Genomic DNA, 14,919 nt, shown 5'->3' with positions numbered 1-14,919 from the left:
CGCCAGCGGCTGCGACCTCGAGGTCACCGTGGGCGACGGCGCGCTGCGGGTGCGCTGCCGCGACGACGGCGTCGGCGTCCCGTCGACGGCGGTCGCCGGGGTCGGCACCCGGGCGATGCGCGAGCGGGCCGAGGAGCTCGGCGGCACCTTCCTCCGCGGACCGGCCGACCCGCACGGCACCGTGGTCGAGGCGGTGCTGCCACTGACCCCCGCGACGGACGGCGTCCCGGTCGCCCCGGCGACGGCGGCCCGGTCGTGATCGCCGACCAGGCGCCCGTGGCGGGCGACGAGCCGATCCGCGTCGTGGTGGTCGACGACCACCCGCTGTTCCGGCTGGGCATGACGGGGCTGCTGTCCTCGCTGCCCGGTGTGCGGGTGACCGGGCAGGCCGCCGATGCCGCCGCCGCGCACCAGCAGGTGGGCGACGACACCGACGTGGTGCTGATGGACCTGCATCTCGGCGCGGAGTCGGGGATCGAGCTCACCCGCGAGCTGGTGCGGCTGCGGCCCGGGCTCGCCGTCCTCGTCATCACCTCCAGCGAGGAGGACGAGGCGGTGGTCGCGGCGGTGCGCGCCGGCGCACGGGGCTACCTGCTGAAGACCGCCGGGCCGGCCGAGGTGGAGCGCGCGGTCCGGGCGGTGGCCAACGGCGAGGTGATCCTCGGTCCGGAGGTGGCCGCCCGGGCGCTGTCGGCGCTGGTCTCGGGACGCACGGCCGTCCGGCTGCCGTTCCCCGAGCTCAGCGACCGGGAACGGGAGGTTCTCGACCTGATGGCCCGCGGGCTGGACAACACCGCGATCTCCCGCCGGCTGGTGCTCAGCCCCAAGACCGTGCGCAACCACGTCTCCAACGTGCTCACCAAGCTCGGGGTGCCGAACCGCTCGGTGGCCATCGTCCGGGCCCGCGAGGGCGGACTGGGCGGCGGGTAGACGCGGTCGTCGGCACCGGTCCGCGGGGGGAGACTGTCCTCATGGCCTGCCCCGTCCGGATCCTGTTCCACTCCCCCCGCATCCCGCAGAACTCCGGCAACGCGATCCGGCTCGCCGCGGTCACCGGCGCCCCGCTGCACCTGGCCGGGCCGCTCGGCTTCGAGCTCACCGACGCCCGGCTCAAGCGGGCCGGGCTGGACTACCACGAGCTGGCCAGCTTCACCGTCCACGACGACCTCGAGGCGGCCTACGCCGCGCTGCTGCCCGCCCGGGTGCTGGCCTTCACCGCGCACGCCACCACCCGGCACACCGACATCGCCTACCGGCCCGGTGACGTGCTGCTGTTCGGCCCCGAGCCCACCGGCCTCGATCCCGCCGTGCTGGCCGACGAGCGGGTCACCGAACGGGTCCGCATCCCGATGCTGCCCGGACGCCGCTCGCTCAACCTCGCCAACGCCGCCTCGATCGCGGTCTACGAGGCCTGGCGCCAGCACGACTTCAGCTGACCCCGACCGGCGTCCGGGAACGCCGCGAGGGGCGGCCCGGATGGTCCGGACCGCCCCTCGCGAGCGGGTGAGCCTGGCTCAGCGGTAGTCGCCGAGGTCGAACTCCTCCAGCGGCACCGCCGCACCCGAGCCCGAGCCGAAGTCGTAGTCGTAGGGCTCGTAGCTCATCGAGTACGCCATCGCCTTGGCCTCCTCGGTGGGCTCCACCTTGATGTTGCGGTAGCGGTCCAGACCGGTGCCGGCCGGGATCAGCTTGCCGAGGATGACGTTCTCCTTCAGACCGAGCAGGGAGTCGGACTTGCCGTGGATCGCCGCGTCGGTGAGCACCTTGGTCGTCTCCTGGAAGGAGGCGGCCGACAGCCACGACTCGGTCGCGAGCGAGGCCTTGGTGATGCCCATCAGCACCGCACGACCGGACGCCGGCTGCCCACCCTCAGCCTTCACCCGGCGGTTCTCCGCCTCGAAGGACTGCCGGTCGACCAGGTCGCCGGCCAGCATGGTGGTGTCACCGGACTCGATCACGGTCACCCGGCGCAGCATCTGCCGGATGATGATCTCGATGTGCTTGTCGTGGATCGGGGCACCCTGCGTGCGGTACACGGCCTGCACCTCGTCCACCAGGTGCTCCTGCACCTTGCGGACGCCGAGGACGCGCAGGACGTCCTGCGGGTCCTGGGTGCCGGCGGTGATCTGCTGGCCGAGCTGGACGGTGTCGCCGTCCTCCACCAGCAGCCGGGCGCGACGGCCCACCGGGTACTCGATCTCCTCCGAGCCGTCGTCGGGGGTCAGCACGACGGTGCGGCTGCGGTCCCCCTCCTCGATCCGGACACGACCCGAGGTCTCCACGATCGGCGCCTTGCCCTTGGGCTGACGGGCCTCGAAGAGCTCGACCACACGCGGCAGACCCTGGGTGATGTCGTCACCGGCCACACCACCGGTGTGGAAGGTGCGCATCGTCAGCTGGGTGCCGGGCTCACCGATCGACTGCGCCGCGACGATGCCGACGGCCTCACCGACGTCCACCAGCTTGCCGGTGGCCAGCGAGCGCCCGTAGCACTTGGAGCAGGTGCCGGTGGCCGCCTCGCAGGTGAGCACGCTGCGCACCTTGACGGTCCGGACCCCGGAGGCGACCAGGCGGGCGATGTTGACGTCGCCCAGGTCGACCCCGGCCGGCAGCAGCACCTCCCCGTTCTCGTCGGTGACGTCGACGGCGAGGGTGCGGGCGTAGACCGCGCTCTCGACGTTCTCGTCAACCACCAGCGGACCGTTCTCGTCACCCTCCGGCGCCTGTGCGATGACCTTGGTCAGGCCGCGCTCGGTGCCGCAGTCCTCCTCGCGGATGATGACGTCCTGGGAGACGTCGACCAGACGACGGGTCAGGTAGCCGGAGTCGGCCGTCCGCAGCGCGGTGTCGGCCTGGCCCTTACGACCACCGTGGGTGGAGATGAAGTACTCCAGCACCGACAGGCCCTCACGGAAGTTGGACTTGATCGGCCGCTCGATGATGTCGCCCTTCGGGTTCACCACCAGCCCTCGCATGGCGGCGATCTGGCGCATCTGCACCATGTTCCCGCGCGCCCCGGAGTGCACCATCATGTAGATCGGGTTCGTCGACTCGAAGTTGGCCTCCATCTCCTGGCCGAGCTTCGCGGTGGCGTCGTTCCAGAGCTCGATGAGCTCGCCCCGGCGCTCCTCGTCGGTGATCAGACCGCGCTCGTACTGCTTGTCGATCTTGGTCGCGCGCTCCTCGTAGCCGGCCAGCAGCTGCGGCTTCGTCGGCGGGGTGGAGACGTCGCTGATCGAGACGGTGACACCGGAGCGGGTGGCCCAGCGGAAGCCCAGGTCCTTGAGGTTGTCCAGCGTGCTGGCCACCTCGACCTTCGGGTAGCGCTCGGCCAGGTCGTTGACGATGTGACCCAGCTGCTTCTTGCCCACCTCGTGGTTGACGAAGGGGTAGTCCGCCGGCAGGGCCTCGTTGAAGAGGGCCCGGCCCAGCGTGGTCTCGACCAGCTTGGCCACCGGCTCCGCGCCGGTGGTGGCGACGTAGTCGGTCATCCGGATCCGCACCCTGGCACCGATCGCGAGCTCGCCGCGGTCGAAGGCCATCACGGCCTCCGAGGTGCTGCTGAAGGCCCGTCCCTCACCGGCCACGCCGTCGCGCTGCATGGTGAGGAAGTAGTGCCCGATGATCATGTCCTGGGTGGGCATGGTCACCGGACGGCCGTCAGCCGGCTTGAGGATGTTGTTCGTCGACAGCATGAGGATCCGGGCCTCGGCCTGGGCCTCGGCGCTCAGCGGCAGGTGGACCGCCATCTGGTCACCGTCGAAGTCGGCGTTGAAGGCGGTGCAGACCAGCGGGTGGATCTGGATCGCCTTGCCCTCGATCAGCTGCGGCTCGAAGGCCTGGATGCCCAGACGGTGCAGCGTGGGAGCACGGTTCAGCAGCACCGGGTGCTCGGCGATGACCTCCTCCAGCACGTCCCACACGACCGGGCGCTGGCGCTCGACCATCCGCTTGGCGGACTTGATGTTCTGGGCGTGGTTGAGGTCGTCCAGCCGCTTCATGACGAAGGGCTTGAACAGCTCCAGCGCCATCGCCTTGGGCAGACCGCACTGGTGCAGCTTGAGCTGCGGGCCGACCACGATGACCGAGCGGCCGGAGTAGTCGACGCGCTTGCCGAGCAGGTTCTGGCGGAACCGGCCCTGCTTGCCCTTGAGCATGTCCGAGATGGACTTCAGCGGACGGTTGCCCGGCCCGGTGACCGGACGGCCGCGGCGGCCGTTGTCGAACAGCGAGTCGACGGCCTCCTGCAGCATCCGCTTCTCGTTGTTCACGATGATCTCGGGGGCACCGAGGTCGAGCAGCCGCTTCAGCCGGTTGTTGCGGTTGATGACGCGGCGGTACAGGTCGTTGAGGTCGGAGGTCGCGAAGCGGCCACCGTCGAGCTGCACCATCGGACGCAGGTCCGGCGGGATCACCGGGACGCAGTCCAGCACCATGCCGGTCGGGCTGTTCTCGGTGGTGAGGAAGGCCGAGACCACCTTGAGCCGCTTGAGGGCGCGGGTCTTGCGCTGGCCCTTGCCGGTCTGGATGGTGTTCTTCAGCGACTCCGCCTCGGCCTCGAGGTCGAAGCTCTGCAGACGCTTCTGGATCGCGTCGGCACCCATCGAGCCCTCGAAGTACTTGCCGAAACGCGCCTTCATCTCGCGGTAGAGGATCTCGTCGCCCTCGAGGTCCTGGACCTTGAGGTTCTTGAACCGGTCCCAGACCGCGTCGATCCGGTCCAGCTCGCGCTGGGCGCGGTCACGCAGCTGCTTGACCTCGCGCTCGGCACCCTCGCGCACCTTGCGCTTGGCGTCGGCCTTGGCCCCCTCCTCCTCGAGGGCGGCCATGTCCTCCTCGAGCTTCTTCATCCGGGTCTCGATGTCGGCGTCGCGACGCTGGGCGCGGTTCTTGCGCTCGACCTCGATCTTGCCCTCCAGGGACGGCAGGTCGCGGTGGCGGGCCTCCTCGTCGACGGAGGTGATCATGTAGGCCGCGAAGTAGATGACCTTCTCCAGGTCCTTCGGGGCGATGTCGAGCAGGTAGCCCAGCCGGCTGGGAACGCCCTTGAAGTACCAGATGTGGGTGACCGGGGCAGCCAGCTCGATGTGGCCCATCCGGTCGCGACGCACGTTGGAACGGGTCACCTCGACGCCGCAGCGCTCGCAGATGATGCCCTTGAAGCGGACGCGCTTGTACTTGCCGCAGTAGCACTCCCAGTCCCGCGTCGGACCGAAGATCCGCTCGCAGAACAGGCCCTCACGCTCCGGCTTGAGCGTGCGGTAGTTGATCGTCTCGGGCTTCTTGACCTCACCGTGCGACCAGCCGCGGATCTCGTCGGCGGTGGCGAGTCCGATGCGCAGCTTGTCGTAGAAGTTCACGTCGAGCACGTTGCTTGATCTCTTTTCTACGAACGGAAGCGATCCGTTCGTGCTTGAAAACTGACTTCAAGTCCGGGTGGTCGGGGCGGGACCCCGATCCTTGTTCAGCTGTGGTCTCGTCGGCCTGCCCGACCGGGACGGTCCCCCGTCCCGGTCGGGTGGTGCTCAGACCTCGTCGACGCCGGCGAAGGACTCGCCGGGGCGGCGGGAGAGGTCGATGCCGAGGTCGTCGGAGGCGCGGTAGCTGTCCTCCTCGGAGTCCCGCAGGTCGATCAGGTTGCCGTCGGAGGACAGCACCTCCACGTTCAGGCAGAGGGACTTCATCTCCTTCACCAGCACCTTGAAGGACTCGGGGATGCCCGGCTCGGGGATGTTCTCGCCCTTGACGATCGCCTCGTAGACCTTGACGCGGCCGGCCACGTCGTCGGACTTGATGGTGAGCAGCTCCTGCAGTGCCCAGGCGGCGCCGTAGGCCTCGAGCGCCCACACCTCCATCTCGCCGAACCGCTGGCCACCGAACTGCGCCTTACCACCGAGCGGCTGCTGGGTGATCATCGAGTACGGACCGGTCGAGCGGGCGTGGATCTTGTTGTCCACCAGGTGGTCGAGCTTCAGCATGTACATGTAGCCGACACCCACCGGCTCGGGGTACGGCTCGCCGGAGCGGCCGTCGAAGAGCCGGGCCTTGCCGGTGCCGTCGACGAGCTTCTGCCCGTCGCGGGTCGGCAGGCCGTGGGCCAGCAGACCGCTCAGCTCGGTCTCGGTGGCGCCGTCGAAGACCGGCGTCGCCAGCCGCTGGTCGCCATCCACGCGGCCCAGCCCCACCGAGCGCAGCCGCTCGGCCCAGGGCTCGTCCACGTCGGTGATGTCCCAGCCGGTCTTGGCCACCCACCCGAGGTGGGTCTCCAGCACCTGGCCGACGTTCATCCGGCTCGGCACACCCAGCGGGTTGAGCACGATGTCGACCGCAGTGCCGTCCTCGAGGAACGGCATGTCCTCGATCGGGAGGATCTTCGCGATGACGCCCTTGTTGCCGTGGCGGCCGGCGAGCTTGTCACCGTCGGAGATCTTGCGCTTCTGGGCGACGTAGACCCGCACCAGCTGGTTGACGCCGGGGTTGAGCTCGTCGTCGTCCTCGCGGTCGAAGACCCGGATCCCGATGACGGTGCCGGACTCGCCGTGGGGCACCTTCATCGAGGTGTCGCGGACCTCGCGGGCCTTCTCGCCGAAGATGGCGCGCAGCAGACGCTCCTTCGGGGTCAGCTCGGTCTCGCCCTTCGGGGTCACCTTGCCGACCAGGATGTCGCCGGTGCTCACCTCGGCGCCGACGCGGATGATGCCGCGCTCGTCGAGGTTGGCCAGCATCTCCTCGCTGACGTTGGGGATGTCGCGGGTGATCTCCTCCGCGCCCAGCTTGGTGTCGCGGGCGTCGACCTCGTGCTCCTCGATGTGGATCGAGGTGAGGACGTCGTCCTGCACCAGACGCTGGGACAGGATGATGGCGTCCTCGTAGTTGTGGCCCTCCCACGGCATGAACGCCACCAGCAGGTTGCGGCCCAGCGCGATCTCGGCACCGTCGGTGCACGGACCGTCGGCGATCGGGTCGCCGGCGGCCAGGGAGTCGCCGACCTGGACCAGCGGGCGCTGGTTGATCGAGGTGCCCTGGTTGGACCGCTGGAACTTCGCCAGCTTGTAGCTGCTGTAGGTGCCGTCCTCGTTGGCCACCTCGACCAGGTCGGCGCTCACCGAGGTGACCGCACCGGCCTTGTCGGCCACCGTCACGTCACCGCCGTCGACCGCACCGCGGTACTCCATGCCGGTGCCGACGAAGGGGGCCTCGTTGCGGATCAGCGGCACCGCCTGGCGCTGCATGTTCGCACCCATCAGGGCCCGGCTGGCGTCGTCGTGCTCGAGGAAGGGGATCAGCGAGGTGGCGACGGAGACCATCTGGCGCGGGGAGACGTCCATGTACTGGACCTCCGCACCGGGGATGGTGTCGACCTTGCCGTGACGCTGGCGGACCAGCACCCGCTCCTCGGCGAAGGTGCCGTCCTCGTTGAGCACGGCGTTCGCCTGCGCGGTGACGTAGCGGTCCTCCTCGTCGGCGGTGAGGTACTCCACCTCGTCGGTGACCCGGCCGTCGACGACCTTGCGGTACGGGGTCTCCACGAAGCCGAAGGCGTTCACCCGGGCGAAGGAGGCCAGCGAGCCGATCAGACCGATGTTCGGACCCTCGGGGGTCTCGATCGGGCACATGCGGCCGTAGTGCGACGGGTGGACGTCACGGACCTCCATGCCGGCGCGGTCGCGGGACAGACCACCCGGGCCCAGCGCGGAGAGCCGGCGCTTGTGCGTCAGCCCGGCCACCGGGTTGGTCTGGTCCATGAACTGCGACAGCTGCGAGGTGCCGAAGAACTCACGCATCGCCGCCACCACCGGGCGGATGTTGATGAGGGTCTGCGGGGTGATCGCCTCGATGTCCTGGGTCGTCATCCGGTCGCGGACCACGCGCTCCATCCGGCCCAGGCCGGTGCGCAGCTGGTTCTGGATCAGCTCACCGACGGTGCGGAGCCGGCGGTTGCCGAAGTGGTCGATGTCGTCCTCCTCGACCAGCACCGTCTGCTCACCCGCGGCGCCGTCGAGGTACTGCTTGCCCTCGTGCAGGGCGACCACGTAGCGGATGGTGGCGACGATGTCGTCCATCGTCAGCGTCTGGGTGTCGAACGGGAGGTCGAGACCGAGCTTCTTGTTGATCTTGTAGCGACCGACCTTGGCCAGGTCGTAGCGCTTGGCGTTGAAGTAGTAGTTCTGCAGCAGCGTCTCGGCGGCGTCGCGGGTCGGCGGTTCGCCCGGGCGCAGCTTGCGGTAGATGTCGAGCAGCGCCTCGTCCTGGGTGGTGGTGTGGTCCTTCTCCAGGGTGAGCCGCATCGACTCGTACTCGCCGAACTCCTCGAGGATCTTCTCGTCGCTCCAGCCCAGCGCCTTGAGCAGCACGGTGACGTTCTGCTTGCGCTTGCGGTCCAGGCGGACGCCCACGGTGTCGCGCTTGTCGATCTCGAACTCGAGCCAGGCGCCGCGGGAGGGGATGATCTTCGCGGTGAAGATGTCCTTGTCCGACGTCTTGTCCGGGGTCTGCTCGAAGTAGACGCCGGGCGAGCGCACCAGCTGGGAGACCACGACCCGCTCGGTGCCGTTGATGACGAACGTGCCCTTGCGCGTCATCAGCGGGAAGTCGCCCATGAAGACGGTCTGGCTCTTGATCTCGCCGGTCTCGTTGTTCATGAACTCGGCGGTGACGAACAGCGGCGCGGCGTAGGTGACGTCGCGCTCCTTGCACTCGTCGACGGAGAACTTCGGGTCCTCGAAGCGGTGGTCGCGGAAGGACAGCGACATCGTCTGGTTGAAGTCCTCGATCGGCGAGATCTCCTCGAAGATCTCCTCCAGACCCGAACGCGGGTTGACGTCGGAACGCCCCTCGGACAGCGCGCTGTCGACCCGCTGGCGCCACACGTCGTTGCCGATCAGCCAGTCGAAGGAGTCGATCTGGAGGTCGAGCAGGTCAGGGACTTCGAAGGGTTCGGCGATCTTGGCGAACGAGATGCGACCGGTGCGGGAGATGACGTTGGTGTTCGAGGCAGTGCGCGAGGCGGCCAACAGTTTGGTCCTTCCGAGACTCGCTGAGCGGTTCTTGGGCACCATGACGGACCCGTGTCAAGAGAGACGGGTGGTCAGAGCACATGGGGCAAGAACACAGAGTACTGCCGAGGCAAGCCTCGATGCAAGTACTCGGGCAGGCCGAGATCCCGCGGTCAAGCCCGCCCGTCGTGGAGACCGGTGCGGGGCGCCGCTCGTGGCATCAGCATAGCCAGCACCGGGGACGATGCAAGGAGTCGCCGCGCGTGTCCGCCCGGGCCGCCTGCGGTCAGGAGGCCGCCTCGGTCTCGGCGATCTCGGCCCGCCGGCGCCACATGTCCACCGAACGGCGGTAGGCCCCGGCCTCCTCGTAGCGCAGCGCGGCCCGCAGGTAGGCCGCCGCGGCCTGCGCCGGGCGCCCGTCGGCGGCCTCGACGTCGGCGAGCAGCGCCTCGGCCTCGGCGCGGGAGTGCGGCTGGGCGGCCAGGCCCTCGTCGGCCAGGCAGAACTCCACCGTGGAGCGGGCCCGGACGGTGTCGCCCTCCAGCAGCCACAGCCGTGCCTCGGCCAGCCGCAGCTCGACCAGGTCGCTGCTGTTGCCGACGATCCGCAGCGCGTCCCCGGCCTGGGCCAGCAGGGCTCCCACGCCCTCGGTCATCCGGTTCTGCAGCCGGACCACCGCGCTCGCCTTGCGGAACCGGCCCCACAGCCGCAGGTCGGCCTGCGGGTGCAGCAGCTCCGCGGCCTGCGCGTGGCGCCGCAGGCCGTCCTCGACCCGGCCGGTGAGGAAGTCCATGTTGCCGACGATCCACAGCGCCAGCCCGCGCACCTGGTCGGAGCGGACGTCGTCGACCACCCCGGCCAGCTGGTCGGCCACCGTCCGCGCCTGCTCGAGCTCGTCGACCTCCATCAGCGCGCCGATCAGCACGGCCAGCGTCTCGGCGCGCAGGTCGGTGCTGGGCAGCCGGTCGAGCAGCTGGGTGGCCCGCTGGGCCCGCTCCAGCGCGGCGCTGAGGTCGCCGCCGGCGCGGGCGCTGCGGGCGGCCACCAGCAGCGCCTCCACCGGCAGGTAGGGCAGGTACTGCGAGAGCGGCTCGTCGGCCAGCCGCGAGGCCACCTCCGAGGCGTGGTGGTAGTCGCCGTCCTCGAACAGCGCCCGGGCGCGCAGCAGGGTGAGCGACCAGGCGTCGGCGGCGTCGCCCCGGGCCCGGGCGTCCTCGGCGGCCTGCTCCGCGGCCCGGGCGGCGCGGCTGAACTCGTGGGCGGCCATCGCCCGCTGCACCTCCTGGAAGGCGACCACCTTGTCGGCGTCCCCGACCGCCGCGGTCGGCCCGCCGTCGCCGGTGAGGGCGTCCACGGCGACGCCGAGCCGCTCGGCGAAGTACTCCAGCATCTCCGGGCTCAGCCGGCGCCGGCCCTTCTCGACGTGGGAGACGTAGCTGCCGGTGAACTTCTCGCCGCCCAGCTCCGCCTGGGAGAGCTGGCGCTCGCGCCGCAGCCGCTTGAGCCGCTGGCCGATCTCGGCGTCCTGGGTCACCGTGACGGTGTCAGCCACGATCGCTCCTGTCTTCAGTTCCAGATGGGGTGCTCCGGATGGTTGCCAACTCCACTGGTGATGAACCAGTCTTGGGGTGCGAGCTTGACAAACCTGACAGCGAGTCAATCGGGTGGGTCGCTGCTGGTCAAGCCCCACGGCCGTGGTTGCTCCGATCGCGCCACCTGACAGCAAAGGACCGAGTATGAGCATCACTCCCCGCAAGATCGTGGTCGCGGCCGTCGCCGCCGCGGGCCTCCTCCTCTCCGGCGCGGCAGCTGGCGTCAGCACCGAGCGTGCGGGAGAGGGCATCTGGTACAAGGTCGACGTCCAGTCCGCGGGCGAGGGCATCTGGTACGCGGCCGGCGCGGACGACCGCGTCACCGAGAACGGCGAGGGCATCTGGTACTGACCCGCCCCCGGGACGCCGAACGGCCCCGCCCCCTCCGGAGAGGGTGCGGGGCCGTTCTGCGTGTGCGCTCACCGGCCGTGCCGGTGCGCGGTCACTTCAGGCTGACGCTGGCGCCGGCGGCCTCGAGCTGCTCCTTGGCCTTGGCGGCGTCCTCCTTCTTGACCTTCTCCAGGATCGCCTTCGGGGCGGACTCCACCAGGTCCTTGGCCTCCTTCAGGCCGAGGCTGGTGAGGGCGCGCACCTCCTTGATGACCTGGATCTTCTTGTCACCGGCCGACTCGAGGACGACGTCGACCTCGTCGCTGCCCTCCTCCTCGGCGGCGGCCTCGCCACCAGCACCACCGGCGGCCGGGGCCGCGGCGACGGCCACCGGAGCGGCGGCGGTGACGTTGAAGGTCTCCTCGAAGGTCTTCACGAACTCGGAGAGCTCGATCAGGGTCATCTCCTTGAAGGCGTCGAGGAGCTCCTCGGTGCTGAGCTTTGCCATGTCAGTGTCCTTTCTCAGTTGCCCGCGGCGGGAGCCGCGTTCGTGTCGGTGTCCGCGGCGTCCGCGTCCGTGTCGGTGCCCGCGGCGTCCGCAGCGGGGGTGTCGTTCCCAGGCTCCTGGGTCTGGCCCTGGCCGGCCCCGGCGATGACCGAGGGATCCGCCTCCGCGGCCTGCTGCAGCGCACCCAGGGCGCGAGCGGCCTGGGCGAGCGGAGCGGCGAAGAGGGACACGGCCTGCTGCAGGGCACCCTGCATGCCGCCGGCGAGCTTGGCGAGGAGGACCTCGCGCGACTCCAGATCGGCCAGCTGGTTGACCTGGCCGGCGTCGAGGAAGCGACCTTCCATGACACCGCCCTTGACCACCAGGAGCGGGTTGGCCCTGGCGAAGTCACGCAGGCTCTTGGCGACGGTGGCGACGTCACCCCTGATGAACGCGATCGCGGTCGGGCCGACGAGCAGGTCGTCGATGCCCTCCACCCCGGCCTCGCGGGCCGCGATCTTGGTCAGCGTGTTCTTCGTCACGGCGTAGCTGGCGTCGTCTCCGAGCGAGCGGCGCAGCTCCTTCAGCGCCGCCACGGAGAGTCCGCGGTACTCGGTCAGCACGGTCGCGTCCGCGCTGCGGAACTGCTCCGACAGCTCGGCCACGCTGGCTGCCTTGTCAGGCCTCGCCATGGTTCTCCCTTCCCACTTCCTCAGGTTCCACCCCGGCCGCGCGGGCGACCGGAGAACCGAAGAGCCCCGGGAACGAGAAACGCCCCGGCACGCGGGCACGGGGCGAAGCACACCACTGGTGGGCTGTCGTACGTACCTGCGCGGGCTCCGTGAGGACTTCGGACCGGTTTCCCGGTCGACCAGCGGTCTTCGGCTCCGAGCACACTATCCCGCCCGGACGCGGGCACCAAATCGCGGGCGACGGCGCCCGGACGCACCGCAGCCCCCGACCCATCCGGTCGGGGGCTGCGGCGGCTGCGGGCGCCGGCCGGTGCGGCCGGCGCAGGTGTCACTCGGCGTCGGCCTTGAGCCGGTTGACGTCCACCAGGACGCCGGGACCCATGGTCGAGGAGACGGTGATCTTCTTCAGGTAGCGGCCCTTGGAGCTGGACGGCTTGAGCCGCAGCACCTCGTCCAGCGCGGCGAAGTAGTTCTCCTGCAGCTGCTCCTCGGTGAAGGAGGCCTTGCCGACGATGAACTGCAGGTTGGCGTGCCGGTCGACCCGGAACTCGATCTTGCCGCCCTTGATGTCGGTGACCGCCTTGGCGACGTCGACGGTGACGGTGCCGGTCTTCGGGTTCGGCATCAGGCCGCGCGGGCCGAGCACCCGGCCGAGCCGGCCGATCTTGCCCATCATGTCCGGGGTGGCGACGACGGCGTCGAAGTCGAGGTAGCCGCCCTGGATCTTCTCGACCAGGTCGTCCGAGCCGACCTCGTCCGCGCCCGCGGCGATGGCCGCCTCGGCCCGCTCACCGGTGGCGAAGACCAGGACCCGAGCGGTCTTGCCGGTGCCGTTGGGCAGGTTGACCGTGCCGCGGACCATCTGGTCGGCCTTGCGGGGGTCGACCCCGAGCCGGATCGCGACCTCGACGGTCTCGTCGAACTTCGCCTTGGCCCCGGTCTTGACGAGGCCGATGGCCTCCTTCGGGGGGTAGACGGTGTCGGCGTCGCGCTTGGCGGCCGCCTCGGTGTAGCTCTTGCTGCGCTTCATGACTGGTGTCCTTCTCGTTGTGACCAGGTGTGGTGCGGGCCGCGCCGGCCCTCCCACGGGGTGTCGAGGTGTGAGCCTCGACGAGACTGCCCCGGGCGGGGTCAGCCCTCGACGGTGACGCCCATCGAGCGGGCGGTGCCCTCGACGATCTTCATCGCGGCGTCGACGTCGTTGGCGTTGAGGTCGGGCAGCTTGGTGCTGGCGATCTCACGCACCTGCTCCTTGGTGAGCTTGCCGACCTTCTCCTTGTGCGGCACGCCGGAGCCCTTCTGCAGACCGGCGGCCTTCTTGATGAGCTCGGCGGCCGGCGGGGTCTTCGTGACGAAGGTGAAGGTGCGGTCCTCGTAGATGGTGATCTCGACCGGGATCACCTGGCCACGCTGGGACTCGGTGGCCGCGTTGTAGGCCTTGCAGAACTCCATGATGTTGACGCCGTGCGGACCGAGGGCGGTACCGACCGGCGGGGCCGGCGTCGCCGAGCCGGCGTTCAGGGCCACCTTGACGAGGGCGGCGACTTTCTTCTTGGGAGGCATGGTTCGGGTCCTTGCTTCGTCGGTGCTTCGTGTGTGCGGGCCCGCTGGACGACCGGTCGGGCGACCGGAGCCCCGCGGGGTTCTCCTCAGACCTTGGAGATCTGCGGGAAGGTGAGGTCCACGGGCGTCTCCCGCCCGAGGATCTCCACCAGCGCCCGGAGGCGCTGGGTGTTGACGTTGATCTCGGTGATGGTGGCGTGGACGCCGGCGAACGGGCCGTCGGTGACCATGACCGAGTCCCCGACCTGGTAGTCGGCCACCTCGACCTTCTTCTGCTTCTTCTTCGCCGGGGCGTCGGAGGCGGCGTTGGCGGCCGCGGCCACGGCGGGTGCGAGCATCTTCTCGACCTCGTCGAGGCTGAGCGGCACCGGCGCGGTGGCGTGGCCGACGAAGCCGGTCACCGAGGGGGTGTGGCGCACGGTCGACCAGGACTCGTCGGTCAGGTCCATCCGGACCAGCACGTAGCCGGGCAGCACGGTCCGCCGGACCTGCTTCTTGGCGCCGTTGCGGATCTCGACGACCTCCTCGGTGGGCACGACCACCTCGAAGATGTAGTCCTCCATGTTGAGCGACTGGACCCGGTTCTCCAGGTTCTGCTGCACCCGGTTCTCCATGCCGGAGTAGGTGTGCACCACGTACCACTCGCCGAACTTGGACTCCAGGTCGGCGCGCAGCTGGCGCACGGCCTCCTCGCCGGGATCGGGACCCTCGTCCTCGGTGTCCTCGTCCTCGTCCTCGTCGTCCTCGGTGTCGAAGTCGAGGTCGACCCCGGCCTCCTCCTCGTCGGACTCGTCGTCGCCGAAGCCGAGATCGAGGTCGTCCTCGTCAGAGGCACCGGCGCCGGGCTCGAGTTCGCCGAGGTCGACCTCGACCTCGTCACCGGACTGCTCCGGTGCGCCGAGGTCGATCTCGACCTCGCGCTGCTCGTTCCCGGACGGGTTCTCTGACACGTTCTCTCCGTACTCGTTCGTCGTCATCAGCTGAACAGCTCCAGCAGGGCGGTGCCGAAGGCGAGGTCCAGCAGGCTGACCAGGGCGATCATGAAGACCACGAACACCAGCACCACGATGAAGTAGGTGCGCATCTGCTCGGCGGTCGGCCAGACCACCTTGCGCAGCTCGCCCACCGACTCGTTGACGAAGGTGACCGGGCCGGTGCGGCGCGCGGTGTCATCGTCGTCGTCACCCCGGCGCCGGGTGGCCCGGCCCTTGCGCTCGGTCTCGCCACCCTCCGGCGTCCGGCGGACCGGGCGCCGGGAG

12 protein-coding genes and 1 pseudogene are annotated in these 14,919 nt (G+C 69.8%); 4 read left to right on the top strand and 9 right to left on the bottom strand.

From position 1 onward, the window contains the following. The 3 genes and pseudogenes from DVA66_RS07830 to DVA66_RS07820 form a co-directional block, all read left to right on the top strand. Positions 1-259: pseudogene (locus DVA66_RS07830) on the top strand (hypothetical protein); the annotation flags it as partial. Beyond that, positions 256-930 (top strand): response regulator, encoded by a 675-nt coding sequence (locus DVA66_RS07825; RefSeq protein WP_232821832.1) that lies wholly within the window; start codon positions 256-258, stop codon positions 928-930. The pseudogene DVA66_RS07830 and the gene DVA66_RS07825, both read left to right, overlap by 4 nt. A 41-nt stretch (positions 931-971) precedes the next feature. Next, complete coding sequence (locus DVA66_RS07820) at positions 972-1,436, top strand: tRNA (cytidine(34)-2'-O)-methyltransferase (protein ID WP_114559571.1); 465 nt, start codon at positions 972-974, stop codon at positions 1,434-1,436. A gap of 78 nt (positions 1,437-1,514) precedes the next feature. Here DVA66_RS07820 and DVA66_RS07815 read toward each other — a convergent pair whose 3' ends face one another. From DVA66_RS07815 to DVA66_RS21905, 3 genes are all read right to left on the bottom strand, one after another. Beyond that, on the bottom strand, positions 1,515-5,369 hold the full coding sequence (locus DVA66_RS07815) for a DNA-directed RNA polymerase subunit beta' (RefSeq protein WP_114559570.1): 3,855 nt from the start codon (positions 5,367-5,369) through the stop codon (positions 1,515-1,517). 156 nt (positions 5,370-5,525) lie between these two features. Beyond that, the gene (gene rpoB, locus DVA66_RS07810; RefSeq protein WP_157973899.1) at positions 5,526-9,014 is read right to left on the bottom strand and encodes a DNA-directed RNA polymerase subunit beta; all 3,489 of its coding nucleotides are present in this window, start codon (positions 9,012-9,014) and stop codon (positions 5,526-5,528) included. Positions 9,015-9,282: 268 nt separating this feature from the next. Continuing rightward, positions 9,283-10,548 carry a helix-turn-helix domain-containing protein gene (locus DVA66_RS21905; protein WP_198671579.1) on the bottom strand — a complete coding sequence of 422 codons (1,266 nt, stop codon included), beginning with the start codon at positions 10,546-10,548 and terminating at the stop codon, positions 9,283-9,285. A 184-nt stretch (positions 10,549-10,732) separates the two neighbouring features. Between DVA66_RS21905 and DVA66_RS21245 the strand changes: the two genes are divergently transcribed. Then, positions 10,733-10,939 carry a hypothetical protein gene (locus DVA66_RS21245; protein ID WP_198671578.1) on the top strand — a complete coding sequence of 69 codons (207 nt, stop codon included), beginning with the start codon at positions 10,733-10,735 and terminating at the stop codon, positions 10,937-10,939. A 91-nt stretch (positions 10,940-11,030) separates the two neighbouring features. Here DVA66_RS21245 and rplL read toward each other — a convergent pair whose 3' ends face one another. The 6 genes from rplL to secE form a co-directional block, all read right to left on the bottom strand. Further along, positions 11,031-11,426 (bottom strand): 50S ribosomal protein L7/L12, encoded by a 396-nt coding sequence (gene rplL / locus DVA66_RS07800; protein WP_114126471.1) that lies wholly within the window; start codon positions 11,424-11,426, stop codon positions 11,031-11,033. 14 nt (positions 11,427-11,440) lie between these two features. After that, a complete protein-coding gene (gene rplJ, locus DVA66_RS07795; protein WP_114559567.1) occupies positions 11,441-12,097 on the bottom strand; it encodes a 50S ribosomal protein L10 in 657 nt (218 codons plus the stop codon). A 328-nt stretch (positions 12,098-12,425) separates the two neighbouring features. Beyond that, entirely contained in the window at positions 12,426-13,127 is a 702-nt protein-coding gene (rplA, locus tag DVA66_RS07790) for a 50S ribosomal protein L1 (protein WP_114559566.1), read from the bottom strand. A gap of 101 nt (positions 13,128-13,228) precedes the next feature. Further along, positions 13,229-13,660: a 50S ribosomal protein L11 gene (gene rplK, locus DVA66_RS07785; RefSeq protein ID WP_114559565.1), complete on the bottom strand. Its 432-nt coding sequence runs from the start codon at positions 13,658-13,660 to the stop codon at positions 13,229-13,231. A gap of 86 nt (positions 13,661-13,746) precedes the next feature. Then, positions 13,747-14,610 (bottom strand): transcription termination/antitermination protein NusG, encoded by an 864-nt coding sequence (gene nusG / locus DVA66_RS07780; RefSeq protein ID WP_114559572.1) that lies wholly within the window; start codon positions 14,608-14,610, stop codon positions 13,747-13,749. Between the two features lie 26 nt (positions 14,611-14,636). Further along, positions 14,637-14,919: preprotein translocase subunit SecE (secE, locus tag DVA66_RS07775; RefSeq protein ID WP_114559564.1), on the bottom strand; the 283-nt coding region annotated here is incomplete at its 5' end.

The organism is Desertihabitans aurantiacus (genome assembly GCF_003344635.1).
Lineage (GTDB): Bacteria > Actinomycetota > Actinomycetes > Propionibacteriales > Propionibacteriaceae > Desertihabitans > Desertihabitans aurantiacus.
This window is presented reverse-complemented; position numbering and strand designations above follow the sequence as displayed.

Bases quoted from the DNA above. Each gene is read 5' to 3' on its own strand.
- rplA (WP_114559566.1), bottom strand. From the start codon at position 13,127: ATGAAGCGCAGCAAGAGCTACACCGAGGCGGCCGCCAAGCGCGACGCC.
- DVA66_RS21245 (WP_198671578.1), top strand. From the start codon at position 10,733: ATGAGCATCACTCCCCGCAAGATCGTGGTCGCGGCCGTCGCCGCCGCG.
- DVA66_RS07820 (WP_114559571.1), top strand. From the start codon at position 972: ATGGCCTGCCCCGTCCGGATCCTGTTCCACTCCCCCCGCATCCCGCAG.
- rplL (WP_114126471.1), bottom strand. From the start codon at position 11,426: ATGGCAAAGCTCAGCACCGAGGAGCTCCTCGACGCCTTCAAGGAGATG.
- rplJ (WP_114559567.1), bottom strand. From the start codon at position 12,097: ATGGCGAGGCCTGACAAGGCAGCCAGCGTGGCCGAGCTGTCGGAGCAG.
- rplK (WP_114559565.1), bottom strand. From the start codon at position 13,660: ATGCCTCCCAAGAAGAAAGTCGCCGCCCTCGTCAAGGTGGCCCTGAAC.